20 protein-coding genes, 1 tRNA gene and 2 pseudogenes are annotated in these 25,787 nt (G+C 37.7%); 9 read left to right on the plus strand and 14 right to left on the minus strand.

Features of this window, described 5'->3' with window-relative positions:
* Window position 1: 1 nt before the first annotated feature.
* Together AYJ55_RS06760 and AYJ55_RS06765 are read right to left on the minus strand one after the other, a co-directional pair.
* Window positions 2-1,468, minus strand: coding sequence for an EscC/YscC/HrcC family type III secretion system outer membrane ring protein (locus tag AYJ55_RS06760; protein ID WP_063655028.1), 1,467 nt, complete (start codon window positions 1,466-1,468; stop codon window positions 2-4).
* Complete coding sequence (locus AYJ55_RS06765) at window positions 1,465-1,881, minus strand: hypothetical protein (protein WP_187153190.1); 417 nt, start codon at window positions 1,879-1,881, stop codon at window positions 1,465-1,467. Before AYJ55_RS06765 ends, AYJ55_RS06760 begins: the two co-directional genes overlap by 4 nt.
* A gap of 175 nt (window positions 1,882-2,056) precedes the next feature.
* Between AYJ55_RS06765 and AYJ55_RS06770 the strand changes: the two genes are divergently transcribed.
* Window positions 2,057-4,855: a two component system sensor kinase gene (locus AYJ55_RS06770; protein WP_063655032.1), complete on the plus strand. Its 2,799-nt coding sequence runs from the start codon at window positions 2,057-2,059 to the stop codon at window positions 4,853-4,855.
* Window positions 4,856-4,868: 13 nt separating this feature from the next.
* On the opposite strand, the gene AYJ55_RS06775 is transcribed toward AYJ55_RS06770, so the two are convergent.
* From AYJ55_RS06775 to sctR, 5 genes are all read right to left on the minus strand, one after another.
* Window positions 4,869-5,513 (minus strand): two component system response regulator, encoded by a 645-nt coding sequence (locus AYJ55_RS06775; protein ID WP_032114479.1) that lies wholly within the window; start codon window positions 5,511-5,513, stop codon window positions 4,869-4,871.
* A gap of 171 nt (window positions 5,514-5,684) precedes the next feature.
* The gene (locus AYJ55_RS06780; protein WP_063655033.1) at window positions 5,685-6,734 is read right to left on the minus strand and encodes an EscU/YscU/HrcU family type III secretion system export apparatus switch protein; all 1,050 of its coding nucleotides are present in this window, start codon (window positions 6,732-6,734) and stop codon (window positions 5,685-5,687) included.
* A 5-nt stretch (window positions 6,735-6,739) separates the two neighbouring features.
* Entirely contained in the window at window positions 6,740-7,522 is a 783-nt protein-coding gene (gene sctT / locus AYJ55_RS06785) for a type III secretion system export apparatus subunit SctT (RefSeq protein WP_063655034.1), read from the minus strand.
* A 9-nt stretch (window positions 7,523-7,531) separates the two neighbouring features.
* Window positions 7,532-7,792, minus strand: coding sequence for an EscS/YscS/HrcS family type III secretion system export apparatus protein (locus AYJ55_RS06790; RefSeq protein ID WP_032114476.1), 261 nt, complete (start codon window positions 7,790-7,792; stop codon window positions 7,532-7,534).
* A complete protein-coding gene (gene sctR, locus AYJ55_RS06795; RefSeq protein WP_063655035.1) occupies window positions 7,789-8,439 on the minus strand; it encodes a type III secretion system export apparatus subunit SctR in 651 nt (216 codons plus the stop codon). Before sctR ends, AYJ55_RS06790 begins: the two co-directional genes overlap by 4 nt.
* A 1,294-nt stretch (window positions 8,440-9,733) precedes the next feature.
* Here sctR and AYJ55_RS06800 point away from each other — a divergent pair.
* Both AYJ55_RS06800 and AYJ55_RS30565 read left to right on the plus strand, forming a co-directional pair.
* Window positions 9,734-9,955 (plus strand): hypothetical protein, encoded by a 222-nt coding sequence (locus AYJ55_RS06800; RefSeq protein ID WP_063655036.1) that lies wholly within the window; start codon window positions 9,734-9,736, stop codon window positions 9,953-9,955.
* Window positions 9,956-10,053: 98 nt separating this feature from the next.
* A complete protein-coding gene (locus tag AYJ55_RS30565; RefSeq protein ID WP_187153191.1) occupies window positions 10,054-10,230 on the plus strand; it encodes a hypothetical protein in 177 nt (58 codons plus the stop codon).
* 325 nt (window positions 10,231-10,555) lie between these two features.
* On the opposite strand, the gene AYJ55_RS06805 is transcribed toward AYJ55_RS30565, so the two are convergent.
* A complete protein-coding gene (locus tag AYJ55_RS06805; RefSeq protein ID WP_063655154.1) occupies window positions 10,556-11,428 on the minus strand; it encodes an IS982 family transposase in 873 nt (290 codons plus the stop codon).
* 277 nt (window positions 11,429-11,705) lie between these two features.
* Between AYJ55_RS06805 and AYJ55_RS06810 the strand changes: the two are divergent.
* Window positions 11,706-12,392 (plus strand): annotated as a pseudogene (locus tag AYJ55_RS06810) (IS701 family transposase); the annotation flags it as partial.
* A 500-nt stretch (window positions 12,393-12,892) separates the two neighbouring features.
* A tRNA-Leu gene (locus AYJ55_RS06815) sits at window positions 12,893-12,977 on the plus strand.
* Window positions 12,978-13,161: 184 nt separating this feature from the next.
* Here the strand turns inward: AYJ55_RS06815 and AYJ55_RS06820 are convergent.
* The 4 genes and pseudogenes from AYJ55_RS06820 to AYJ55_RS35680 all read right to left on the minus strand — a co-directional run bounded on the left by AYJ55_RS06820 (window position 13,162) and on the right by AYJ55_RS35680 (window position 16,614).
* A protein-coding gene (locus AYJ55_RS06820; protein WP_162505371.1) for an IS3 family transposase occupies window positions 13,162-14,321 on the minus strand; the annotation gives its coding sequence in 2 pieces (ribosomal slippage) (window positions 13,162-14,066 and window positions 14,066-14,321; 1,161 coding nt in all).
* An 80-nt stretch (window positions 14,322-14,401) separates the two neighbouring features.
* On the minus strand, window positions 14,402-14,911 hold the full coding sequence (locus AYJ55_RS06830; protein ID WP_342668149.1) for an IS630 family transposase: 510 nt from the start codon (window positions 14,909-14,911) through the stop codon (window positions 14,402-14,404).
* Window positions 14,835-15,200, minus strand: coding sequence for an IS630 transposase-related protein (locus AYJ55_RS06835; RefSeq protein WP_063654740.1), 366 nt, complete (start codon window positions 15,198-15,200; stop codon window positions 14,835-14,837). Before AYJ55_RS06835 ends, AYJ55_RS06830 begins: the two co-directional genes overlap by 77 nt.
* Window positions 15,201-15,636: 436 nt before the next feature.
* A pseudogene (locus AYJ55_RS35680) lies at window positions 15,637-16,614 on the minus strand (IS701 family transposase).
* A 215-nt stretch (window positions 16,615-16,829) separates the two neighbouring features.
* Here AYJ55_RS35680 and ampH point away from each other — a divergent pair.
* Window positions 16,830-18,122, plus strand: coding sequence for a D-alanyl-D-alanine-carboxypeptidase/endopeptidase AmpH (gene ampH, locus AYJ55_RS06845; protein ID WP_162505372.1), 1,293 nt, complete (start codon window positions 16,830-16,832; stop codon window positions 18,120-18,122).
* Window positions 18,123-18,199: 77 nt separating this feature from the next.
* Here the strand turns inward: ampH and lptG are convergent, their stop codons facing one another.
* Complete coding sequence (lptG, locus tag AYJ55_RS06850; protein ID WP_063655041.1) at window positions 18,200-19,276, minus strand: LPS export ABC transporter permease LptG; 1,077 nt, start codon at window positions 19,274-19,276, stop codon at window positions 18,200-18,202.
* Window positions 19,276-20,373, minus strand: coding sequence for an LPS export ABC transporter permease LptF (gene lptF, locus AYJ55_RS06855; protein ID WP_063655043.1), 1,098 nt, complete (start codon window positions 20,371-20,373; stop codon window positions 19,276-19,278). The genes lptG and lptF overlap by 1 nt, the downstream gene beginning before the upstream one ends.
* Before the next feature lie 290 nt (window positions 20,374-20,663).
* Between lptF and pepA the strand changes: the two genes are divergently transcribed.
* From pepA to AYJ55_RS06870, 3 genes are all read left to right on the plus strand, one after another.
* Window positions 20,664-22,172: a leucyl aminopeptidase gene (pepA, locus tag AYJ55_RS06860; protein WP_063655045.1), complete on the plus strand. Its 1,509-nt coding sequence runs from the start codon at window positions 20,664-20,666 to the stop codon at window positions 22,170-22,172.
* 63 nt (window positions 22,173-22,235) lie between these two features.
* Window positions 22,236-22,685 carry a DNA polymerase III subunit chi gene (locus AYJ55_RS06865; RefSeq protein ID WP_063655156.1) on the plus strand — a complete coding sequence of 150 codons (450 nt, stop codon included), beginning with the start codon at window positions 22,236-22,238 and terminating at the stop codon, window positions 22,683-22,685.
* A 16-nt stretch (window positions 22,686-22,701) separates the two neighbouring features.
* Complete coding sequence (locus AYJ55_RS06870) at window positions 22,702-25,599, plus strand: valine--tRNA ligase (RefSeq protein WP_063655047.1); 2,898 nt, start codon at window positions 22,702-22,704, stop codon at window positions 25,597-25,599.
* The last annotated feature ends 188 nt before the right edge of the window (window positions 25,600-25,787 follow it).

Raw genomic sequence — 25,787 nt, forward strand, 5'->3', positions numbered from 1 at the left:
ATTAACCTCCTTGATTGATAGGCTCTGCTTTAATTAAAAACAGACGTATCACACTCTGTTTGCTACGATCTTCACTCCTGAATAAACCGCCAATCAATGGTAAATCCCCTAATAATGGAATTTTATTTTGCACCGTTTGGTCTTTATCTTGTACAAAGCCACCGAGTAATAAACTTTCACCGGTATTGAGTGTTGCTTGCGTTGCTATCTCTGAATTCTGTACTTGCGGTAATGGTTCACTATCATTAACCGCCTTCGCTTGCTGACCATCTTCAATATTGAGCGATAACATCACTTTTTTGCGACCATTGCTATCAATCAGTCTGGGAGTGACACGAAGTAATGAGCCAGCAGTTACCGATTCCAGTTTTGCGACCTTATCACCCTGTAATTTAGTATAAAAAGTGATATTTTTATCTAACACGGCTTGAATATTATTAAGCGTTACAACCGATGGGCGAGAAAGTATTTTTGCCTTAGAAGTTTTCTCTAATGCATTCAGGCGCACCATAAAATTGCCGGTATTGCCAATGACAGTTGAAAAATTATCACTGCCTGATGTACCTTGGTTAAAAGAAATTGATCCACCACCAATTTTGGCATTTGCCGACCAGTCAATACCTAACTGATTAAAATCTGATGCATCTACATCAATAATCGATACAGAGACTTCAATCATGGTTGGTGCGACATCAAGTTGTTTAATTAACGTGCTATAAAGCCCCATATCGTGCTTATTACTGCTAACTACTACCGCATTCTGCCTTGGATCGGCGGCAAATGACGTTATATCTTGTTGTGCATTTACGCCACTTACATTAGTTTGATTCATCTGTTTTAGGACACTAACGATACCTGGCACGGTCACATTTTGTTTACGATATTGATAAATGGTATCCGTTGCTGATGCATATTTAAGCGGAAAAATGCGGATTAAGCGCTGCGTTTGAATGTTTTGTTTTGCTTCTTGATCAACCTGATTAATAAATCGGGTTACTTTATTAATACAATCTGGGACACCATAAACTTGTAGCGCATTTAATCCATTAATCGATTTAACTTCACAACTATTTTTATCTAAAAAACCGGCTTTTCCCATATAGTTCAGCGCACGTTCACTTGATAAAGCACTAAGAGAAACAATTTGATTGTTCATTTCCTGCGCTTTATAAGCATGTAATACATCACCATCGTAATACCAAACTAAGCCATACTGGTGCGCTAAAAATGCCAGAATTTCCTGCGGTGTTTTGTTTTCAATTCGGCCACTGAAGGTATCTTGTATCTGTGCACTAATATCCATAGGAATACCATAAGAATTACCAATATCTCTTATTACCGATGCAAGCGGTGTCCCACGACTCACATAAACGAAGGGGTCACTGTCTTTCCAATGGATGGAAGACATTGATGCCGCCTGTTCAACCGTTGTGGTTAATAAAAATAAGCAACAGAGTTTATTTTTCATCTTTTTATACTCCGATAGCGCGATGGTGGTGATGCCACAGGTTGACACAAACCTTCTTCCAAAAATTTAGCTAATGCCAGATGACTACAAATAGATTGAATAAGTAGATTATCATCAATATCTTTATCGTAGGCTTGCCAGAGCACCCAATAAGAATGTCGATAATCTAGCCCCATATTCCTTCCTTCTGGACAGCAAACAAGCACTAAACTTGCTTGTTGATACCAAATTTTGCTATCGGGCGGTATTATCTGAACACCAAGTGTGGCACCAAAAGAAGATGATAGCCAATTTGCATTTCTGCCCGAACAAATTGCGTTCCAATCGCTTTCTGTTTTTTCAACAACTTCAAACAATCCAGTTGCTGTAAATCTTTTTATCATCGTCTTGTCACCTTTTTTATCTGTTAACAAGTATGAATAATACAATATCTTTGGCGTATCAGGTAAATACCTTAATCTCATAGTTACCTAAACAGATTAAAAATAAATAGAGAAATTAGAGTAGATTCTTAACCACAATTTGCGTTATTGTTAATAAATTGTATGTGTGTCTATGTGCATACGTTCTAGGAGTAAGAGAGTAATTATGAATACACATTGGTGTTCATCCTTAGTGACCAAACTCACCTTTGCCTTTGTTTCGGTACTCATTAGTTTATGGATACTTATTGAAATAAATTTTTATAACAATATTTATAGTGGTGCCATACAACATATTCTTATGACCTATCACCAAACGGGTGAAATTCGGGTTCATTTGAGTCGCAAACTATTTCAACAGTCAATTACTGACATTCAGCAATTGGAACGCCGTATTAGTGAATCCCAGTTTGAATGCCTACATTTTCCAGACAAACATGAACTAGTTGCCCGCCAAATTAATATTGGTAGTCATCCGATGGAAACAAATATGACTAATTTATGGGCGCTACAAACTTTTGGCACGTCAGGTCGACAAAGATATATTGATACATTTATCATTGAACCCGGTAAAAGTATCGCTATTTATGCGCTATCCACTATAGAACGTAATAATTTAACCAAACGAATAGCTGAAATTACCGCATTAGCCAAGCAACCAACAACAGATGGTTTTCGTTGGAGTGAGCCATTTTATGATACTGTTAGCAAACGAGCTTATGTACTGATGAGTTACACGCCGTCATCGCAAAAACCTAATCATCAACAAGTCGGCTTTGTGATTGATATCAATGATATGTTAGATGTTTCTAATATTTATCATGCCAGTGATATCAACTTTTTTCTTACTCCCAAAGGCGTTTTATCATTCAACGATGAGTTAAATATTTCTAAAAATGAGATGGCCTATATTAAAATGTTAATACCAACTTATACTCATCTCTTAGGATCGCTTTATGGGATCGATATTGGCAATTATTATGCCATATCAGAACAAATCGATGGCCCAAATTGGCAGCAAATCACATTAATACCGAAGGATCGTATTAAGCAAATTGCATATACTCCTTTTCTCCATGAATTGAAATGGTCATTGTTATCATTTGCTATTATGGCCATTGTGATGTTATGGATCTTGTTGCAGTACTTGGCAAAACCGATTCGCAATTTTGTTAATATTATTAAACAAGATGTTCAGCCGACCTTTAGTCGCCGTTTACCTGAGTCACGTAAAGATGAACTTGGTGATATTGCTCGCGCTTATAATACGTTACTTGATACTATCAAACATAGTTATGATGAATTAGAAAATAAAGTTGCAATTCGAACCATTGAACTGACTGAAGCCAAACAATTGGCCGAGCGAGCTACAGCGCGCAAAAGTGAGCATCTTACCACTATCAGCCATGAACTACGTACGCCACTTAACGGTATCACAGGATCGTTAGAATTACTGCAAACTACGCCGCTTTCCGAAAAACAAGCTAATTTACGTAATACCGCCTATACCTGTGCTAAATCGTTGCTCAGTATTATTAACAATATCTTAGATTTTTCTCGTATTGAAGCCGATCAGGTTGAATTAAATCTTCGCCGCTACCCAATCCTAAAAATTGTCGATGATGCGATGGTCACCATTCAGCCCCATTTAATAGATAAACCGGTTAAATTACACTGCATAGTCAATAATGATGTGCCAGAATCTTCGAATTTAGATTCATTAAGAGTGCAGCAGATTTTAGTTAATCTTCTGGGAAATGCGGCAAAATTTACTGAACAAGGGCATATCATACTGACGATTAAAGTAGAAGAAAATCAGCTCTGTTTTTATATAAAAGATACCGGCCCGGGGATAAAAGAAGAGGATCAGGCTTGTATATTCCAACCTTTTGTGCAGTCATCACACTGTAAAGTTGGAACAGGGCTTGGTCTTTCCATTTCTGAAAAAATCGCCGTTATTATGGGCGGTAATATTACCCTGAAGAGTGATTATGGCTATGGCTCTACATTCATATTTCGTATGCCTTTACTCGAACCAAGTTCACCCATGTGTTTACAACCAGAACCTATCGCGGCACCACATAAACTACATGCACAAATTACTTTGTGGGGTGGTAGAGCTAAGGGAGGGAGGAATCCATTACTTGAAAATGAAGAGTTAACCTACTTGCCGTGGCGATTATGGAAACAGCTATATGAAATCCAGCACGGTATTTCTCTGCCCTCTTCATCAATGCTATTCAAAACAATAATACCCTGGAAGCTGAAAATTCTTTTAGTCGATGATGTTGCCACTAACCTTGACATTATTAGCCAAATGCTAATTGAACTTGGCCAAATGGTTTATACTGCGGACAGTGGTAGAACAGCGCTTAATCTAGGTAAAAAACATATTTTTGATTTGGTATTAATGGATATACGGATACCCGATATTGATGGTTACCAGACGACTCGATTATGGCGTAAAAGTAATGTCATTCTGGATACTGAATGCCCAATTGTTGCACTTACCGCCAACGCTAATCCAAGCGAACATGAAAAAACCATATCATTAATGAACGGCTATTTGACTAAACCCGTGTCACTCGAGCAATTAGCTCAATGCATTGAGATGGCAGCCGAAATTCAGATCGATCGCGATATGCAACCTGAAGTTAACTGCGATAATGCTGAACCGATCATGAAATTTTCTGAAGACGAGTTTAATCAACGTCTAGCTCAGCACTTTTCTGATATGATCAAGCGTACTCAACATTGCTTACAAACGCATAATTGGGAAGATCTACGAAACATTTTACATAACATAAAAGGTAGCGCAGCCCTTACCGGTTTTGAAAACATATCAAAAACTGCAGCAGAATTAGAAAAACGTCTCGAATCACAAGGACATTTTTCTAGCGATGAACTTGAGGTGTTATTAATCGCACTAGAATATAATCAATCACTAATTCATCACGGCCCGTAACAGGGCCAAGCTGTTAGAATCCCATTCTGTGCGCCCATTTCATTAAATCTGCTACATTATGCGCATCGAGTTTCCTCATAATATTCATTCGATGAGTTTCGACTGTTTTCAAGCCGATTACTAATGCTTCAGCAATATCACGATTACGCCTGCCCTCAAAAATAAGTTTAAGCACTTGTTTTTCCCTATGGGTTAATACCGGAATATCCCCATTTTCAACCCCTTTTAACGCAACAATTTTTGCTGCATCCAAATTAGGATCGATGAAAAACTTACCTCTACCGACACTTTTAATTGCCGCTATCAGTGTACTTTTAGAGCCATGTTTTAATACATAACCATTAGCGCCAGCATCAAGGGCATCACGTGCTTTCCGTTCTTCTTCGGAAGCAGTCAATACAATTACCATTAATTTTGGCCAACGTTTTCTTAATTGGCGAATAGCTTCAACGCCACTCATGCCAGGTAAACTAAGATCCATTATCACTAAGTCTGGCTGTAATTTTAAACATGCATCATACACACCAAGACCATCAGTAACAAATCCAACTAATTCCAGATCGGAGTAGGGGGCAAGACAGCTTTTTAAGCCATCAAAGATCAAGTCATGATCATCCACCACAACGATCTTGATTCGTTTCAAATCCCCAGTAATCATTTAACTTCCCCATCTTGGTTTTTGTCACACTTGATACTCTAAATTCATAACCTCAAGCGATGGAGGAAACTACTTTAACAAGTAAAAACAATGCAACTTATTATTCATTATAGTGCTTATCATTTCTACAACTAAAAGAGTGATAAGTTTCAATTTTTTATAAACAATTAATCAATCATCGCTATCGTAACGAAGATCCATTACTAAACGCAATAGCTCTGCAACCGGTTCAAACAAGCTCTCAGGGATTATTTGCCCCCTTTCTACTTGTTGAAATAGCGCACGAGCCAATGGTATATTCTCAACCATTGGAATACCTGCTTTTTCAGCGAGTTTCACAATATGCAAAGCCATATTATCTTGAAATTTTTCAACAACTTGAGGTAATGGAGTAATGCCAGGTTGGTAATAAAGACAAACAACAATATGGGTTGGATTACGAACAATCACTGTCGATTTTCTTACATTTGCAACCACTGAATTACTCGTTATTTCTCGTTGTATTTCACGACACTTTTGCTTAATTTGAGGATTACCTTCTGTGTCTTTAAACTCTTGCTTTGTATCCTCCTTCGACATTTTTAACTCTTTCATAACATGATAATATTGAAATCCGTAATCTGCTATGGCAAATACAATATAACAAACTAAGAATCCTCCCCATAACCATTGAATTAACGTAAAGGTTACCATTACACCACAGTCAATACCACAAGTTGGCAAGTATTGAAATAGGTTTACATAATAATCTAATAAATAATAAAAAACTAATGTGAGCACAATAACCTTTAAAATATTCTTTCCAAACTCAAATAGATTTTTCATCGAAAAAATCTGTTTAGCATTTTTGATTATATTCATCTTATTAAAACTAAATGCCAAACTTTTATGCGCCCAAATTGGCCCAGTTTGAACTATACAGCTTAAGCAGATTGTGACAATTAATACCACCACCAGGCCAACCATAAAACGCAACAACAACATTATAAAGGAACCAATAATTGTTTTAGCAGCAACTTCGATCGGTAAAGAAAGTGAGCGTACAGTTAAAATAACCAATTCACCAATCGCATTAAATAAAGCATGTCCTTCAACAATTAAATAGCCGAGAATGACTGTCATTTTTAATACTGTCACTATTTCATTGCTTTTAATGACTTGTCCTTTTTTACGTGCCTCATTCATCCGCTTTTGTGTGGGCTTTTCCGTTTTTTCAGCCATTAATATCATCCTCGCCAAAGTTGGAATAAAGTTGAAATTTGTTTTTCAAATAGTTGGATCTTCATAAAATAGTGATCAAATGCAAAAAACATACTCACCAAAAGAAGAAACACAACTAATACACTTTTAATTGGCATAGATAGAAAAAACACATTAAGCTGCTCTACCGAACGATTAATCAATCCTAATGCAACATCAACTAAAATCATTACCACTATGGCTGGCATTGCAAAACTCATACAGAGTTCTAACATCATATGCCACTGTTGCTGAATGAATAGCAACATTGAAGCATTAAATGATAACGGTGCATTTGGCGGTAATACATTATAGGAATGGTAAAGCGCGGTAAGCAACGCATTGAAACCACCAGAAACCAAAAACAAGACACTTAATATTTGGGTAAATAACATGCCAAAAATTGAAGATTGTAACCCCATTAAAGGATTTAAGATGGTTGACATCGAGGCGCCGCGCAACGTGTCAATAATAAATCCTGCCATATCAATAGCCCAAAAAGGAATAGCTGCACAAAAACCAAGCACTAATCCAATAAGCAATTCTTCACTGTATAGAAACACTATCTCTGTCACAGTCTGATGGGTGAAATCGATCGGCATGGTCTTGATTATCGGAGCGACGGGCAAAGCAAACACTAATACCAGGCTGTTACGAATCAAGCTACTACCCATTGCTCCCCCTTTAAACAGTGGCAATAATAGTAACATTCCTAGAGGTCGCATCATGCTCAATGCCAACCAAGGCACCATTTGCATTAGACTATTCATCTAATCCTCTTATTTACCTATTTGATCAAAAGATAAAATAGCGTAGTTAAGTAGCGCACTCCCCATCCAGTGATAACTTACCGCCAAGGTAATACATACAGCCACTAATTTAATCAGAAATTGCAATGTCTGGTCTTGGATTTGTGTGAGCGCTTGTAATATACTCACTAATAACCCAGTGACTGATGCTACTATTACAATCGGTAATGAAAGCAGCAGCACAATCCATAACAACTCCGAAGTAAAATGAATTATGGTGGACTCATTCATGAAAAAGACACCATCAATTGACCAATAAGTTTGTCCCAGCCTCCCATCAAAATAAAAATTAATAATTTAAAGGGAAGCGCTATTGTCATTGGCGAAACCATCATCATTCCCATTGCTAATAAAACATTAGAAACAATAAGATCGATCGCAACAAACGGGAGATAAATCAAAAAACCAATTTTAAAGGCTGCAATAAGTTGACTCATGGTAAATGCAGGAACCATGACTAATAAAGAGTCAGGAGATAATGAAGTTTGATATTGTTTAGGCCAAATTTTATAGCCTATTTGAGTAAAAAATTTAACTTGTTCTTCGCTGGTATTTTTTTTCAAAAAATCTTTATATGGCGCAATAACTGATGAATTTATTTGTTCCAAAGAATCAACAGAATTCCAATCAATCGGCTGGGCTTTAATATTATCATGAATTCCAAAACCAACTGGTGCCATCGTAAATAAAGTCAATATTAATGCCAAACCATAAATAGCCATATTAGGCGGAATTTGCTGTATGCCTAACGCATTGCGTAACATTGATAAAACAATCGAAATTTTTAAAAATGAAGTTCCCATTACCACAAACAAAGGCATTATGGATAAACAAAAAAGCACTACAATTAATTGCATCGGATTATTAAATAACGACATAATACCTCCACTAACTCTATAGAAATAGAGTATCCATGGTACGATGAAGCGAAAATATCCGGTAAATACCAGAGAATAGTTAAAGAAAAAATAACTGTTTTATAAAATTTTTGAAGACTATTTGCCTCAATGAATGATAATTATTTACCATAATTTATCTAAAATGATATATATTTTTCATTAATTTGTTAAATAACATACTGGTTATGAACAATAAAGTCCAAATATATTTTATTGAATAATAAAAAAACATACTTTAAGTTTATTTTTAACATAAATATAAACTTTATTTTCTGTAACAAAATGAAATTGCAAATTATTTTAAAATAAAGTTCCTTATAAACTTATAGTCAATTTTTATTATTTTCGCATTTTTAAACACAACCATTTAATTTTTTTTGATCAGAGCGCTATTTTATATTGTTAATTTGTTATATAACAACAGAATTATTTTACTGAAAACGCCTTTATCATTATAAAAATGATATTAAGAACATTTATATTTGATGCAAACGCTTACTTAATCGATTTCAGCAAAATTTTTCTCTGTTTTTATCTTTGAAATAAAATTTTATAAAATCTCAGTAGTTTACTGGATATAACTGTATAAATTCAGCTGCTAACTTCACTTTGCTATACCATGGAGTAAAGTTGTTTATTAAGAAAAATAAATTATAACTAGGGAAATTATAATGTCATTTATTCTTTCAACACCAAATAATCCCTTAGCAATCAATGACTCCAGACTTAATACAGTTAAAGAAACTAAAGAATAGTCATTAAAATACAAAGGGAAAATTAATGTTCATAAAAAAAGCAATAAATCTATCAATAATATTAATCTAATCACGATTGATACAGATAATGCATTATAAGGGATTTTTAAAATTAGAACCATCTGTTTTAAAAAAATAAATTAAAATTATCTGGACAAACTGAAACATTTATTATCAATAACATACTGACTGATCAAATAAATATTTCAGACAACAATCCAATCGAAGAAATAGCAAAACTGGATGCTGAAATCACGCATACCAGTATGCCACGAGTTTCGCACAGGCATATAAAATTCCAGAAATGGCAAAAGCAATGGTTAATTTGCAAGTTACTAAAACGTATAAATTTGTTTAAATTACAATAAGTTGCTTTTAATTTATAAGATTTTGTCTATTTATATATTATGCTGAATTAAACTTAAAAATAGAGCGTTTTTTTTATTGGTGCGAAACTCGTGTATGCTAACTTTCAAAGTTTGACCAACTTAGTTTCGTTATCAGAAGAGCTGGCTAATATGTATCATCAGATATATTTACAAAAGGCCAGAGAGATAAAAAAAGTAGAAGACATTAAATTAGAAGCAATAATAGAAAAGCAAAATATTAATGAACTAAAAAATTATTTACAAAAACTACATAGTTATAATAGAAAATCACAAGGAATAATTATTCATAATTTGGAACTATTACCGACCCCATTAGGGAAAACATTACCATTATTAAAGATGCTATTATAGAAGCAAGTTGCCCACCTAAAAATATATTTACTCGATTAACTAAATTCATTTTTCCCAAGTGGTATGAGCAGCAGCAAAAAGAGATATTGAGCTATGAAATGAAAATCGGGAAATTGCATAATTTAGTTTTACGTCTGCAAAAAATAAAAGGCTTCGAAGATGTTGCTGGCGCTGCTTGGTTACACGCAATGGTGCGCCAACTATTTCTGCAAGCAACCCCAAAGCCTTATCCATTTGATCCGTTAAAATTGCTTTCACCTGAACATCGGTTGTAGTGCAAAAAATTGAAAATATGGGGAATTACCTCTTAATTATGCTTGTTGCTAGTGAACATCTAAATAAGTAGGGCTACAAACTTTCTGTGTTAATACAAAATTTATTGAAGATTTTTAAAATTGGCGGATATCCCAACTCAACCCAGAATGAGATATCTCCACGAGTTTCGCAATCTCCAAAAAAGAAGTATAAAGTTCAAAACAAGAAAAAATTAGGGTGTTCATATTTTGTCCGGTTATCCATGCATTAAAAATACCTACACGAGTTTCGCACCAATAAAAAAACGCTCTATTTTTAACCTGAGTTCGGGATAAGCATTATCAATTATGCTTGAAGATATGTTCCTGCCACCGGTATCTTTGGTTTAGATGGAATTAAACAATATGCAACCCGCCCTGCTAATAAATTCACTACAAAGTTAGCAGGAGAGCGGTGCCGCGTATGCTCTATCTGACAAAGATTTTTTAACTCATCAAATACCGTTTCAATGACAGAACGATGACGCAAGATGGCTTTGTCGAAACAAGTCTGTTCAACAGGCTTCATTTTCTTCTTGATATTCGTTATAAGGTTAATTCCTATTGTTTTCAGTTGCTGTTTCAGTGAAGCCGATAAATACCTTTTATCCGCATACAAATAACCAGAAAGATCTTTTATCAGCTCAAGTAATGGTTTCCGATCATCTGTGTTTCCTGGTGTAAGTCGAAAACTGAGTATTTCCCCCAAATGATTGATAATTACATGAAGTTTGAAACCAAAGAACCAACCTGTTGAGGTTTTTCCTCGTTCAGCTATCCCATCGAAGACTTTATGCCGGCGGATCCGTAAGTTATCACACACAGCTATCGGAGTAGAATCGGCAACCGACAGACCCGTGCACTTTCCCTTAATTGACTCACACAGTGCCGTTAAAGCTAAGGCACTGAGCGGAAGTAACTCTACGCAGCGTGAATATGATGGCAAGTTAGGAAATTCCTTCCTGAGATATAAACGGACATAATAGAGATAAAATACCTTGAATTGTCTGAATCGGAGTTGATGAAACAAAACAACCAGTGTCATCATTTCAGCCAATGAAAACTGAGTAGACCGTCTACGACGCTTACTACCGTTATTCAGCAAAATTTCATGCATTTTTGGCTCGAAGTCTTTACAAAAATCATCCATCAGGCAATAAAGTTCAGTAAGATTTTCCATCATTGTTTAACAATGCTCTACTCTTTAACCAGATTGTTAGAGTATTTTAACGAAATATGCGCATTCAACTATTTGAATAGCAAGACTTTCTACTTTATTTCTTATCCCGAACTCAGGTTATTTTTAAGTTTAATTCAGCATAATATATAAATAGACAAAATCTTATAAATTAAAAGCAACTTACTTATAATTTAAACAAATTTATACGTTTTAGTAACTTGCAAATTAACCATTGCTTTTAAGCCATTTCTAGAATTTTATATGCCTGTGCGAAACTCGTGCTAAAGACTTATGGCGATTAGTTCAACCTTCTATAGACAAAAAAAGCCCTTGCGTACTAATTGCCGATGATACATTGATTGCCAAAACACGTAGTAAAAAAATAGAGATGGTCCATTATCAATATTCAGGTAATGAACATGATGTTATTGCTGGCATAGGTTTAGTTAATTTACTTTGGCATAATCTAACAACTGTTGAATCAATTCCTATTGATTATCGTATTTATGATAAAGATTCCGATGAAAAAACAAAAAACACGCACTTTTCCGAAATGCTCGCTCTTGCTAAAAAAAGAGGGATCAAGCCTGAAGCGGTAGCGATGGATGCCTGGTATTCTAGCCTGGATAATCTGAAATCAATTCGCTCTCATGGTTGGGTCTGGGTAACCACGCTGAGGAAAAACAGGATTGTTAACCATAACAAACAACTGAACAAGTTAGACATCTCAGAAGAAGGAACTCCAATACACTTACGAGGTTATGGTTGGGTGACTGTTTTCAAATTTATAGCCAAAAACGGCCGTATTGATTACATAGTAACAAACAAAGACAACCCCACCCGTCAATACGTCAAATCTATCATGGATGCTCGTTGGTCTGTTGAAGTTTATCATCGAGAAGTTAAACAAAATTGTGGTATTGAACGCTGTCAGGCTCGCACGAGCCGAGCGCAAAGAAATCATCACGAGTTTCGCACAGGCATATAAAATTCCAGAAATGGCTTAAAAGCAATGGTTAATTTGCAAGTTACTAAAACGTATAAATTTGTTTAAATTATAAGTAAGTTGCTTTTAATTTATAAGATTTTGTCTATTTATATATTATGCTGAATTAAACTTAAAAATAGAGCGTTTTTTTATTGGTGCGAAACTCGTGATCATATTTTTCTCGCTATTTCTGCGTGGTTTGAACAACATAAATGTCGTATATCTGAAAAAATGACCCTTTATCAACAAAATTGGGACGTAATCAAAAATGCTATTACTGAGCACATCCGTGTTTTATTAGCGTACCCAAATTAGTTTTGTGCGAAACTCGTGTATCTGACAGCCAGCGACCAAAGCTTGCCTGAAGTAGATAGATGATTGCTTTTTAAGCACTTAACGTCATTGGTGAACAATAACAGTTGCGCCTGACGGGATGACAAGTATAATAGCGCCGTTTTCCGCGATTCTCCCTCAATGCCGAAGTGGCGAAATCGGTAGACGCAGTTGATTCAAAATCAACCGCCTTCGGGTGTGCCGGTTCGAGTCCGGCCTTCGGCACCATAAAACATTTATAGACATCAGATGATGTCTTTTTTTGTATCTGAAATGCCAGTTTTACCAGACATTCAATCGATTATAACCCCCCAAATTATGGCCAATATTATCTCAACAGCTAAACAAAGAGATAGAAGCAGCACTAAGAACTTAAACGCTTAGCTGAATTTTTATAGCGAATTTGTAGTGGTCAACTAAAATTGGCCACCCTACCTGACTGTTCACGGAACAGTCGCTCTGATTCGTTTGGCGTTAATCCACCGTTATACCAGTGAGGTCTTATATCGCTATAGTAGTGGGTTATGTAGCGAATAATGGCTGACTGAGCAGTACTAAAGCTTTGGTAGCCAGTCGTTGGCACCCATTCGGTCTTCAGACTACGGAAGAATCGTTCCATCGGACTATTATCCCAACAATTCCCTCTGCGACTGATACTTTGGGTCATCTGATAACGCCACAATGCCTGCCTATACTGACGACTGGTATAATGACTTCCCTGATCACTATGGAACATCACCTGTTTGGGATGCCCACGTAGTTCCCAAGCCATTTGTAGTGCTTTGGCGGTTAATTCTGAGTCTGGTGCAAATGACATTGCCCAGCCCACCGGTTTTCGGGCAAACAAATCCAATACCACAGCCAGATAGGCCCATCGTGAGCCTGTCCAAATATAGGTTACATCGCCGACCTGGTCAGGCTTTGTAACAGCGAACTGCCTATTGAGCAGATTTGGAATATTAATACGTTCATTTCCACCGCGGTTGTATTTATGTTTTCGCTCTTGGCAACTGACGATGATTAATTCTTTCATCAACTTACCCGCTAACCACCGCCCAAGTTTCACGTTGTGTGTATTGGTAACCATCGTGGCGATAGTCCTTGCACCAGCAGAGCCGCCACTAACGTTCCACGCTTCGCTGACTAGGCTACGTTTTATCGTCCGCTCAATATCTGGCTCCTTAGGCCGACACCAATAGCGATAACTGCTTCGGTGAACATTAAAAATACGACACAAAGTTTTCACCGGATAAAGCACTCTTAGCTTTTCAACTACCGAAAATTTTTCAGTGAGTCGGACATTAAGAGCGCAGTAGCCTTTTTTAAGATGTCATTCTCCATTTCCAGCCGGTGGATTTTTTTCTTCATTTCTCTGAACTCAATTTGTTCAGGTGTTAATGGCAGACCAGGCGGTGTTTTCTCTTGACGTTCTAAACGAAGGGCTCTTACCCACCGGCTAATCGCTGAAAGACTGACGTTCATGCCTTTCGCGGCTTCCTGGTAGGTGTAATTTTGGTCAAGGACTAATTTGGCGGTTTCACATTTAAATTCAGCAGTAATTATTTTACTCATTTCGGCACCTATAAAAATTATGAGGTAAGCATATAGCTAGGCGACTTAATTTTGATTACAGCATATGTATTAAAAACAGGTCATCGATAGTGCATCCTGTTTCCATCTTTCTTACGTTTAGCTTGAGACCATTTATGTTCTATAGGATTTAAATCTGGTGAATACACAGGCAAATATTCTATCTGGTGTCCTGCGTTTATAATTGCCTGTTCAATATTCTTACCTTTGTGAAAGCTAGCGTTGTCCATAAAAATAACAGAATTTTCAGGAAGTTCTGGGAGCAATATTTTTGTGATCCAAACATAAAAAACATCACGATTAATATTGCAATCAAATAATCCGATAGCAAAAAGGGTTGTTCCCAATAAAGCGCCAATAACATTTGTTCTTCCCTTAGCACCCCAGTTTTTCAGGCCAAAACAACGGTGACCTTTTGGGGAATAGCCGTGAGTTCGTGGAGTGTCATGTGAAAAACCACTTTCATCAATAAAAACAACAGATTTATCTTTTTTTTCATACTGTTGCCTTTTTTGCTGATGTGCCAGCCTGTCGCTTTCGTTGGTTTTTGGATGGAATAGAGTTTTTTTTATAGGTTAATCCCAGCTTTTTAAGGGATTGCCAAATAGTCTTTTTACAAACACCGAATCGCTCTGCCCGTTCCTTTTGGTAAGCATCTGGATACTGTTCCACATCTTTTGCTAAAGCATTTTTATCGAGCTTCCTCTTACGTGGCGTTGAATTTTTTGGCTCTGGTCGTTTAAGCCAACGTACTAAAGACGCTTTTCCAATACGGAATTGTTTCGCAGTTTCTCGAATTGTTAAACCTTCGGCTTTCCTTACAGATATTACTTTACGTCGAAAATCAATTGTATAACTCATAACACACCTTGTAATCAAAATTAAGTCGCCTAGCTATATCACCTCAACTTAGGTGGCCAAATTTAGTATGCCACTACAATTGATAGCTTTTAACCACATTGTTTGTCAGCTTCACTTTACCTCTTACACGAGTTTCGCACCAATAAAAAAACGCTCTATTTTTAAGTTTAATTCAGCATAATATATAAATAGACAAAATCTTATAAATTAAAAGCAACTTACTTGTAATTTAAACAAATTTATACGTTTTAGTAACTTGCAAATTAACCATTGCTTTTAAGCCATTTCTGGAATTTTATATGCCTGTGCGAAACTCGTGGCTTATTTATTAGTTCATTAGGGCTAATATTTATTGATGATCATGACCTTCATAAGCCAATGGTTGAAAAATAGTGAATAAGTTACTTCGAGTTATAGACACGAGTTTCACACAAAACTAATTTGGGTACGCTAATAAAACACGGATGTGCTCAGTAATAGCATTTTTGATTACGTCCCAATTTTGTTGATAAAGGGTCATTTTTTCAGATATACGACATTTATGTTGTTCAAACCACGCAGAAATAGCGAGAAAAATATGATTTCTTTGCGCTCGGCTCGTGCGAGCCTGACAGCGTTCAATACCACAATTTTGTTTAACTTCTCGATGATAAACTTCAACAGACCAACGGGCATCCATGATAGATTTGACGTATTGACGGGTGGGATTGTCTTTGTTTGTTACTATGTAATCAATACGGCCGTTTTTGGCTATAAATTTGAAAACAGTCACCCAACCATAACCTCGTAAGTGTATTGGAGTTCCTTCTTCTGAGATGTCTAACTTGTTCAGTTGTTTGTTATGGCTAACAATCCTGTTTTTCCTCAGCGTAGTTATTAGCCAAACCCAACCATGAGATCGAATTGATTTCAGATTATCCAGGCTAGAATACCAAGCATCCATCGCTACCGCTTCAGGCTTGATCCCTCTTTTTTTAGCAAGTGCAAGTATTTCGGAAAAATGCGTATTTTTTGTTTTTTCATCGGAATCTTTATCATAAATACGATAATCAATAGGAATTGATTCAACAGTTTTGTTAGATTATGCCAAAGTAAATTAACTAAACCTATGCCAGCAATAACATCATGTTCGTTACCTGAATACTGATAATGAACCATCTCTATTTTTTTACTACGTGTTTTGGCAATTAGTGTATCGTCAGTTATTAGTACACCAGGGCTTTTTTTGTCTATAGATGTTTCAACTAATCTCCACAGGTCTTTAGGTCAAAAACACCTGCTTTAGCCATCGACTAATAGTGTCATGAGACAAAGGTGATGGACTTACTTCTGATAACGCCAAACCAGAGTATCTCACACTGCTCACCTGTAAGAATGTTTTGTAGATATCTTTAATGCATGGATAAACTGACAAAATATAAACATCCTAATTTTTTCTTGTTTTGAACTTTATACTTCTTTTTCGGAGCTTGCGAAACTTGTGTATAATTAGAGAGTTATATTATATAATACGTTTAGCATCGATAACATAATCTATTTTTTCCTGCTGCCTGATGAAGGCGTTAATGAAAAATTAAATATTTATCAGGCGATTGTTTATAAAAATTTATTGATACTGGTTTATTAAGAATGCAACTATTTTGCCTAAAATTCTTTTCAGCCTTGACACTATTTTTATCACTCACTGGTTGCTCGTCATCGACAACAGAAACAAAGCTTCCTTCAGCCAAAACTTCATCAATTTCACCAACAGCACTAGAAATTCTTAATCGTCATCAACCCGCTACAGAAAAAACCACTGATTTGGTTGATCGTTTTGCTAGCCAAATTTTTGCTGAAACAAATCCACAAGGGATGGCAATCGTTGTCATCGATAATGATCAGATAGTGACCCGCTATTACGGTGAAACTGCGCCCGGAGCGCGACAAAAACCGGGCCCTAATTCACTGATCCGTATTGCTTCATTAACCAAACTAATGACCAGTGAAGTCATGATCAAATTAGAAGCGGATAAAAAATTACGTATTACTGATCCCCTACAAAATTACAGCTATTTCGGTACTCATATTCCTATCTATAATGGCAAACAGCCTATTCGATTATATCACCTAGCGAGTCATACCAGTGGTTTACCAAGAGAGCAACCTGGCGGTAAAATCGGCCGGCCGGTATTTGTTTGGCCAACCCAATCAAACCGTTGGACATGGCTCAAAAAGGCAAAAATTAAATGCTTACCAGGAATCAAAGCTGCTTATTCTAATCTGGCTTATGATCTATTAGCCGATGCCTTGGCAAAAGCGGCAGGAAAATCTTATAAGCAACTATTTGCCGAAAAAATTACCTTACCAGCCAAAATGTATGATACCACCTTTACACCAACTACCAATCAATGTTCTCGCCTAATGGTCGGTTATAAATCCAGTCCATGTATTAGTACGTTAGCTGCCGCCGGTAGTGGCGGAGTTTATTCGACCCCAGCTGATATACAAAGATGGATGCAACAATTTCTGTCAACCCATACGCAAGTAAGTAAACAAACCGCTCAACGTCAACAAGCGATCTATTTTGCTCGCGATATGCTTACCGACATTAAAGGTATGGATGTTGCAGGACATGCCGATGGTATTGGCCTTGGATGGGTTTATATGAATCCCCGCGATGGCATTCCCGGTATCTATCAAAAAACGGGTGGTGGTGGTGGTTTTAATACCTATATGACCATGATCCCACAACAACGTATTGGTATATTTGCCGTGATTTCACGCAAAAAAGGCAGTAAATTTAGTCGGTTAACCGAAGGAGTTAATGATTTAACTGCAGCGTTAACCATAAATTACAATAGCAATCCTTTCCAGCCAACCAAACAAGATTTTGCGGCAAATCTGGTCAAAAAACTGCTAGAAAGCCCTGATCATGGTTAAGCCAAACAATAAGAAATAAATTTTTTATCAGCATGGTAGCACATTGATAATATACCTATCCATGCTGTCAAAACTAATTATTGGCGTCGCATTAATAATAAAATGCTAAATCCCAGAAATAATACACTAGGTAACATTGCTGCTATCAGAGGAGGAACACCATAGACTAAACTTAGGTTACCAAAGCCTTCATTGAGCAGATAGAAAATAAATCCCCCTGAAATACCGATCAATACCCTTACCCCCATTGCGACACTTCGCAGCGGGCCAAAAATAAATGACAGTGCCATTAACATCATAACAGCGACAGAAAGCGGTGACAGGATTTTCTTCCACATACTTAGTTGATAGATTGATGCTTCTTGCCCACTCTCCTTAAGATATTTAACATATTTATACAGGCCCCTTATTGCTAACGAATCAGGTTCCAGAGAAACTACCCCTAATTTTTCTGGACTTAGATTGGTTTTCCAATCCATCAATAAACTCTGAGAGCCCGTAATTTCCTTTTCATTGTTAATCAATGATTTATCTACTTGTGATAATTGCCACTGGTGAGTATCAGAATTATAGCGACCTGAAGCAGCAAAAATGACCGCTTGCAGTTTTTTCTGCGCATCAAATTGGTAGATGGAAATTTCTTTTATGTCATTTTGATCGATAACGCGCTGAATATGAATAAAATTATTACCATCTTTAGCCCATAAACCACGATCTGTCACCATTAACGATCGACCGACAATTTTTTCAGCCCGATAGTTACGTGCCCACTGTTCTGTTGCAGGTGCAACCCATTCACCAATAACCATCGTCAAAATCACTAAAGGGATAGCGGTCTTCATCACTGACATCGCAACCTGTAAGCGAGAAAAACCAACCACCTGCATCACCACCAATTCACTACGGGTTGCCAGGGTTCCCAATCCAAGTAATGCGCCTAACAGTGCTGCCATCGGAAAAAATACTTCAATATCTCTGGGAACGGTTAATAAAGTAAAAATTCCTGCACTCCAAGTGGTATAGTCACCATCACCGACTTTTCTTAATTGCTCAACAAATTTAATAATGCCCGATAATGAAACCAACATAAAAAGGGTCATTAGGATCGAGGAGAGAATAGTACGCCCAATATATTTATCTAATACACCAAACATCAGGCGACTCCTTTATAGAGCTTAGCACGTAGTCGACGCATCGAAACGGTATCCCAAATATTCAATATGATAGCTAATAGCAAAAAAGCCCCATTAACTAGCCACATTGTTATTCTGGGATCAATTTCACCTTTCTCCGCATTGGAGTGCAGCGTACTTTGTAATAAAAAGAAAATTAAATAAAGCAACATCGCAGGTAACATACTTAAGACTCGTCCCTGTCTGGGATTAACTTCACTTAGTGGCACAACCATCAAGGCCATAATAAGTACCGAAACGACTAATGTTAAGCGCCAGTGAAATTCTGATTTTGATTCAGCATCTGTAGCACGCCACAATTGCAACATATCCTTTTGCTCGATTTTATCGCCTGTAACTGCCATTTCTTTATGATCGATCACCGCCTGATAATCTTTAAAATCCGTTATGCGAAAATCACGTAATAGTGCTGTACCTTCATAGCGGGTTCCCTTATCTAATACCACAATTTGATTACCATTTTGATCCTCTCGGATACGTCCACTTTCTGCAATCACTACGGAAGGACGTTGGTTATTAACCGGGCGTAATTGCGCCATAAAAACACCAGTAAAATTTTTGCCTTTTACATCACTAATATAAAGAACAATATTTTGATCTTTAGTGGTTTTAAATTGTCCCTCAACCATACTGGCCAAACCAGGATTGGCTTTCGCATCGGCTAATGCTTGCTCTTGATATTTTGCCGACCAGGGTAACATCCAGGCTACATTTATTGCCGCAATCAGAGCGGTAAATAATGCCAAAATTAAAGCCGCTGTCACTAATACCCGTTTACCTAAGCCACAGGCATGCATGACAGTAATTTCACTATCGATATAGAATTTGCTGTAGGTCATTAACAGCCCGAGAAACAGACTTAACGGCAAAATCAATTGTGCCATTTCAGGAATTCCAAGCCCCAGAAGAGGAAAGACTAAATCGGAAGGAATATTTCCCTGAACCGCTGAACTTAATATATTGATTGTTTTTTGACTAAAAAAAATTAAAATCAGGATAAAAAGTATTGCAACTTGACTTTTCAGCGTTTCCTTAACTAAGTATCGAATTATAATCACACTAATTACACCTGTGAAAATTTGTTTTTTGCAGCAAAATAGCTAACTTCGTCGTATAGTTACAGTTACGTACAATATTTTGGTTTTCTTAATGGTTACAATGTATCATGATGATAAATGCAGCATTAACTATTCGATCACCAAACAGAATATGTTTAATCGTTACCTATTACTATCCGTAAACCATTCGGTTAGTTTAACATAAAGCAGCTATTTCATAAGGTAAATTTATACTGTTCGTTAATTTTAGCGATAGTATTAATCTTTGTCTTTAAAATTCAGGAGAATGCATGGAGTTTAGTGTAAAAAGCGGTAGCCCAGAGAAACAGCGTAGCGCCTGTATTATTGTTGGGGTATTTGAACCTCGCCGCTTATCCCCTATAGCCGAACAACTGGATACGATCAGTGACGGCTATATCAGTGCCTTACTACGCCGCGGAGAACTGGAAGGTAAAGTTGGCCAAATGCTATTACTTCACCATGTTCCTAATATATTATCTGAACGCATTCTGTTAGTTGGATGCGGTAAAGAACGTGAACTCGATGAGCGTCAATATAAACAGATTATCCAAAAAACAATTAATACCTTGAATGAAACCGGCTCAATGGAAGCCGTCTGCTTTCTAACTGAATTGCATGTAAAAAGCCGCAATAATTATTGGAAAGTTCGCCAGGCAGTAGAAACCGCAAAAGAAACATTATATGTATTTAACCAACTGAAAAGCAATAAGAGTGAGCCACGACGGCCATTACGTAAAATTGTCTTTAATGTCCCAACACGTCGTGATTTACCTAATGGCGAGCGTGCTATTCAGCACGGCCTTGCTGTCGTGCTGGGTATAAAGTCAACCAAAGATCTGGCTAATATGCCGCCCAATATTTGCAATGCAGCCTATTTAGCCTCACAAGCACGTCAATTAGCCGATGATTATGAAAATCTTACCACCAAAGTGATCGGCGAAGAACAGATGAAAGAACTGGCGATGAATGCCTATTTAGCCGTAGGCCAAGGCTCACAAAACGAATCGCTAATGTCGATTATGCAATATAAAGGAAGTGACGATCCAACGGCTAAACCGATTGTGTTGGTTGGTAAAGGATTAACTTTTGACTCTGGTGGGATTTCTATTAAACCATCCGATGGCATGGATGAAATGAAATATGATATGTGTGGAGCCGCAACTGTTTATGGCGTTATGCGCTTTGTTGCTGAACTAAAACTGCCGATTGATGTCACTGCAGTGTTGGCGGGCTGTGAAAACATGCCGAGCGGTAAAGCTTATCGCCCTGGTGATATTTTAACTACTATGTCAGGGCAGACAGTAGAAGTCCTTAATACTGATGCGGAAGGAAGATTGGTTCTTTGTGACACACTAACTTATGTAGAACGTTTTGATCCTGATGTGGTAATTGATGTTGCAACTTTAACCGGAGCCTGTATTATTGCACTTGGTAATCACTATAGTGGATTAATGTCAAACCATAATCCCTTAGCATATGAATTACTAAAAGCCGCTAAGCAAGCAGGCGATAAAGCATGGCGACTGCCTCTGGCTGAAGAGTTTTCTGAGCAGTTAGAATCAAATTTTGCAGATCTTGCCAATATAGGAGGCCGTTCTGGTGGTGCAATTACTGCTGGCTGTTTCCTGGAACATTTTGCTACTAAATATCACTGGGCACATTTAGATATTGCAGGAACAGCTTGGCAATCAGGAAAAGCAAAAGGAGCAACAGGCCGCCCTGTGGCTTTGCTTGCTCAATTTCTGTTAAATCGTGCTTATATAAACTGTGACGAATAATCGCACCAGTGAATTTATAATATGGTGTTGTAAGCAATGCCCTTTTTCTATAATAGTAATGCGATGAAAAAAGCAACTTTCTATTTAATAGCGCAGCTATCTTCACAAGCAGAACTTGAAAGTCATGAATGGTTAGCCTGTCAGCTAGCAGCAGAAAACTGGCGGATGGGTAAACGTGTTTTAATTGCTTGCGAGGATCAAATACAAGCCGAAAAATTGGATGAAATACTTTGGCAAAGAGAACCTTATCAATTTGTCCCACACAATTTAGCCGGTGAAGGCCCTCGCTATGGCGCGCCGGTTGAGCTTTGTTGGCCAACAAAACGTGGTAGCTCAGCAAGAGATATATTGATAAATCTACAATCAACATTTGCAAACTTTGCCACAGCCTTCCATGAAGTGATAGACTTTGTACCCATTGATGAAAATTTGAAACAGTTGGCACGTGAAAGATACAAAACTTATCGCAGAATGGGTTTTAATTTGATCATGGCACCACCTCCAACCACTTAATAAATAACGAAGCAAGATGGAAAAGAAACCCGCAAATCAAACTCAGTCTGAGCCATCACTCGACAAAACTTATCAGCCCGCTGCAATTGAACAACCTTTATATGCACACTGGGAAAAAAACGGCTATTTTGCACCATACGGTGATAACAGCAAAGAGAGTTTTTGTATCGTGATCCCGCCGCCTAATGTCACGGGTAACCTGCATATGGGACATGCTTTTCAGCAAACGATCATGGATACCTTAATTCGCTACCAGCGCATGCAAGGGAAAAATACCCTATGGCAAAGTGGTACAGATCACGCGGGGATCGCCACTCAAATGGTTGTTGAGCGCAAAATTGCTGCAGAAGAGAATAAAACTCGTCATGACTATGGCAGAGAAGCGTTTATTGAAAAAATTTGGCAATGGAAAGCCGAGTCTGGCGGTAATATTTCTCAGCAAATGCGACGACTGGGTGACTCTGTTGATTGGCAACGTGAACGCTTTACCATGGATGAAGGCCTCACGAAAGCAGTAAAAGAAGCATTTATTCGGCTCTATCAAGATGATCTTATTTATCGAAGTAAACGATTAGTTAACTGGGATCCTAAGCTACATACCGCTATTTCCGATTTAGAAGTTGAAAATCGAGAAGTTAACGGTTTTATGTGGTATTTACGTTATCCCCTTGCTGATGGGGTAAAAACTGCCGAAGGCCAAGATTATCTGGTTGTTGCCACGACTCGACCAGAAACCATGCTTGGTGATACGGGTGTTGCAGTTAATCCCGCTGATCCGCGCTATAAGGATTTAATCGGCAAACAAATTTTACTGCCATTGGTTAATCGTTGTATTCCTATCGTCGGTGATGAACACGCCGATATGGAAAAAGGCACCGGCTGTGTGAAGATCACACCAGCGCACGATTTTAACGACTATGAAGTGGGAAAACGTCACCAGTTGCCGATGATCAATATTTTCGATTTCAATGGCCATATCCGCCAACAAGCTGAAGTATTCGACAACGCAGGCAACCCTAGCACTATTTATACCACAACAATCCCTGCAAACTATCAGGGAATAGAACGTTTTGCTGCCCGTAAAGCGATGGTCAGCGAATTAGAAAAACTAGGATTATTAGTCGCCGTAAAACCACATCAACTTACCATCCCTTATGGCGATCGTGGCGGTGTTGTTATTGAACCCATGCTGACAGATCAATGGTATGTTCGTACCCTACCACTAGCAGAACAAGCCATTGCGGTGGTAAAAGATGGTCGTATTCAGTTTGTTCCTAAACAGTATGAGAATATGTATTTTTCCTGGATGCAGGATATTCAAGATTGGTGTATTTCACGCCAATTATGGTGGGGACATAGAATACCCGCCTGGTATGATGAAGGTGGTAACGTCTATGTCGGACATGACGAAGAGGAAGTTCGTCGAGAGAACAATCTCAGCGCTGATATTAGCCTACATCAAGATGAAGATGTATTAGATACCTGGTTCTCTTCTGGTCTGTGGACCTTTTCAACATTAGGCTGGCCAGAAAATAGCGAGGCGTTAAAAACTTTCCATCCAACGGATGTGTTGGTAAGTGGCTTTGATATTATCTTTTTCTGGATAGCCCGCATGATCATGCTGACGATGTATTTCATCAAAGATGAAAATGGCAAAGGGCAAATTCCTTTTAAAACCGTCTATATGACAGGCCTAATCCGCGATGAAGAAGGGCAAAAAATGTCAAAATCCAAAGGCAATGTCATCGATCCATTGGATATGATCGATGGTATCTCGCTGGAAGATTTACTGACAAAACGTACTGGCAATATGATGCAACCCCAATTAGCCGAAAAAATTGCTAAACGTACCCGTAAAGAATATCCGCATGGCATCGAAGCGCATGGTACTGACGCTTTACGCTTTACGCTTGCAGCATTAGCATCGACCGGACGAGACATCAATTGGGATATGAAACGTCTTACTGGTTATCGCAATTTTTGTAATAAACTTTGGAATGCCAGTCGTTATGTCCTGATGAATACAGAAGGTCAAGATTGTGGTCAGCATGGTGGGGAAATGACTTTTTCGCTGGCTGATCGCTGGATCATGGCAGAATTTAACCAAACGGTAAAATTGTATCGTGAAGCACTGGATACTTATCGCTTTGATATCGCTGCCAATATTTTGTATGAATTTACCTGGAACCAGTTCTGCGATTGGTACTTAGAACTGTCTAAGCCGGCTATCCATAAAGGAAATGAGGCAGAAATTCGTGCCACACGTTATACCTTGATTGAAATACTGGAAAGCTTATTACGGCTGGCACATCCTATTATTCCATTTATTACCGAGACGATTTGGCAACGGGTGAAAGTGATTAAAGGCATCCAACAAGACACTATCATGTTACAGCCTTTCCCAATCTTTGAACCAGCCAAAGTTGATGAAGAGGCGCGTTATGATCTGGAATGGATCAAAGAACTGATTATTGCCATACGTAACATTCGGGCAGAAATGAATATCTCACCCGGTAAACCATTAGATCTGCTACTACGTGGTGCTAATCATGCAACCAAACGGCGTATTACAGAAAATTTGAATTTTATTCAAGCAATGGCCCGCCTTAGTTCTATTACTATTTTGGATGAACAGCAACCAAGACCACTTGCTGTAACTAAACTGATAGATGGTGCAGAAGTGTTGATCCCAATGGCAGATTTAGTCGATAAAGATATCGAACTAGCGCGGCTAGATAAAGAGCTGGATAAATTAACCAAAGAGATAGCGGCGATTGAAAACAAATTAGCTAACGATAGTTTTGTCGGCCGAGCGCCTGCTGCCGTTGTTGAAAAAGAGCGTGAGCGCCTGGCGGGACATTTAGCAGCAAAACAAAAACTGACTAATCAAAAAGTAACTATTAGCTCACTTTAAATAAGAAACAACACTGCTACCTTACTGTAGCAGTGTTGTTAACTGACAAACTTACTCTAACCACCCTACTTACTCAACTCAATATGCATCATCAGCTGATTTATATATATTAGTCTTAACTTAATCTGACAATTCTGATTTAAAAAAGAGAGTTACCGGTTTTAATTAAAATCATTAGATAATAAAAT

The organism is Candidatus Arsenophonus triatominarum (genome assembly GCF_001640365.1).
Lineage (GTDB): Bacteria > Pseudomonadota > Gammaproteobacteria > Enterobacterales > Enterobacteriaceae > Arsenophonus > Arsenophonus triatominarum.

Coding starts and splice junctions, on each gene's coding strand:
- AYJ55_RS06790 (WP_032114476.1), bottom strand. CDS start 7,792: ATGAATGAGTCCACCATAATTCATTTTACTTCGGAGTTGTTATGGATT.
- pepA (WP_063655045.1), top strand. CDS start 20,664: ATGGAGTTTAGTGTAAAAAGCGGTAGCCCAGAGAAACAGCGTAGCGCC.
- AYJ55_RS06780 (WP_063655033.1), bottom strand. CDS start 6,734: ATGGCTGAAAAAACGGAAAAGCCCACACAAAAGCGGATGAATGAGGCA.
- AYJ55_RS06775 (WP_032114479.1), bottom strand. CDS start 5,513: ATGATTACTGGGGATTTGAAACGAATCAAGATCGTTGTGGTGGATGAT.
- sctR (WP_063655035.1), bottom strand. CDS start 8,439: ATGTCGTTATTTAATAATCCGATGCAATTAATTGTAGTGCTTTTTTGT.
- AYJ55_RS06865 (WP_063655156.1), top strand. CDS start 22,236: ATGAAAAAAGCAACTTTCTATTTAATAGCGCAGCTATCTTCACAAGCA.
- AYJ55_RS06805 (WP_063655154.1), bottom strand. CDS start 11,428: ATGGAAAATCTTACTGAACTTTATTGCCTGATGGATGATTTTTGTAAA.
- sctT (WP_063655034.1), bottom strand. CDS start 7,522: ATGAATAGTCTAATGCAAATGGTGCCTTGGTTGGCATTGAGCATGATG.
- ampH (WP_162505372.1), top strand. CDS start 16,830: ATGCAACTATTTTGCCTAAAATTCTTTTCAGCCTTGACACTATTTTTA.
- AYJ55_RS06770 (WP_063655032.1), top strand. CDS start 2,057: ATGAATACACATTGGTGTTCATCCTTAGTGACCAAACTCACCTTTGCC.
- AYJ55_RS30565 (WP_187153191.1), top strand. CDS start 10,054: ATGAAAATCGGGAAATTGCATAATTTAGTTTTACGTCTGCAAAAAATA.
- AYJ55_RS06760 (WP_063655028.1), bottom strand. CDS start 1,468: ATGAAAAATAAACTCTGTTGCTTATTTTTATTAACCACAACGGTTGAA.
- AYJ55_RS06835 (WP_063654740.1), bottom strand. CDS start 15,200: ATGAGTTATACAATTGATTTTCGACGTAAAGTAATATCTGTAAGGAAA.
- lptG (WP_063655041.1), bottom strand. CDS start 19,276: ATGTTTGGTGTATTAGATAAATATATTGGGCGTACTATTCTCTCCTCG.
- AYJ55_RS06800 (WP_063655036.1), top strand. CDS start 9,734: ATGTATCATCAGATATATTTACAAAAGGCCAGAGAGATAAAAAAAGTA.
- AYJ55_RS06870 (WP_063655047.1), top strand. CDS start 22,702: ATGGAAAAGAAACCCGCAAATCAAACTCAGTCTGAGCCATCACTCGAC.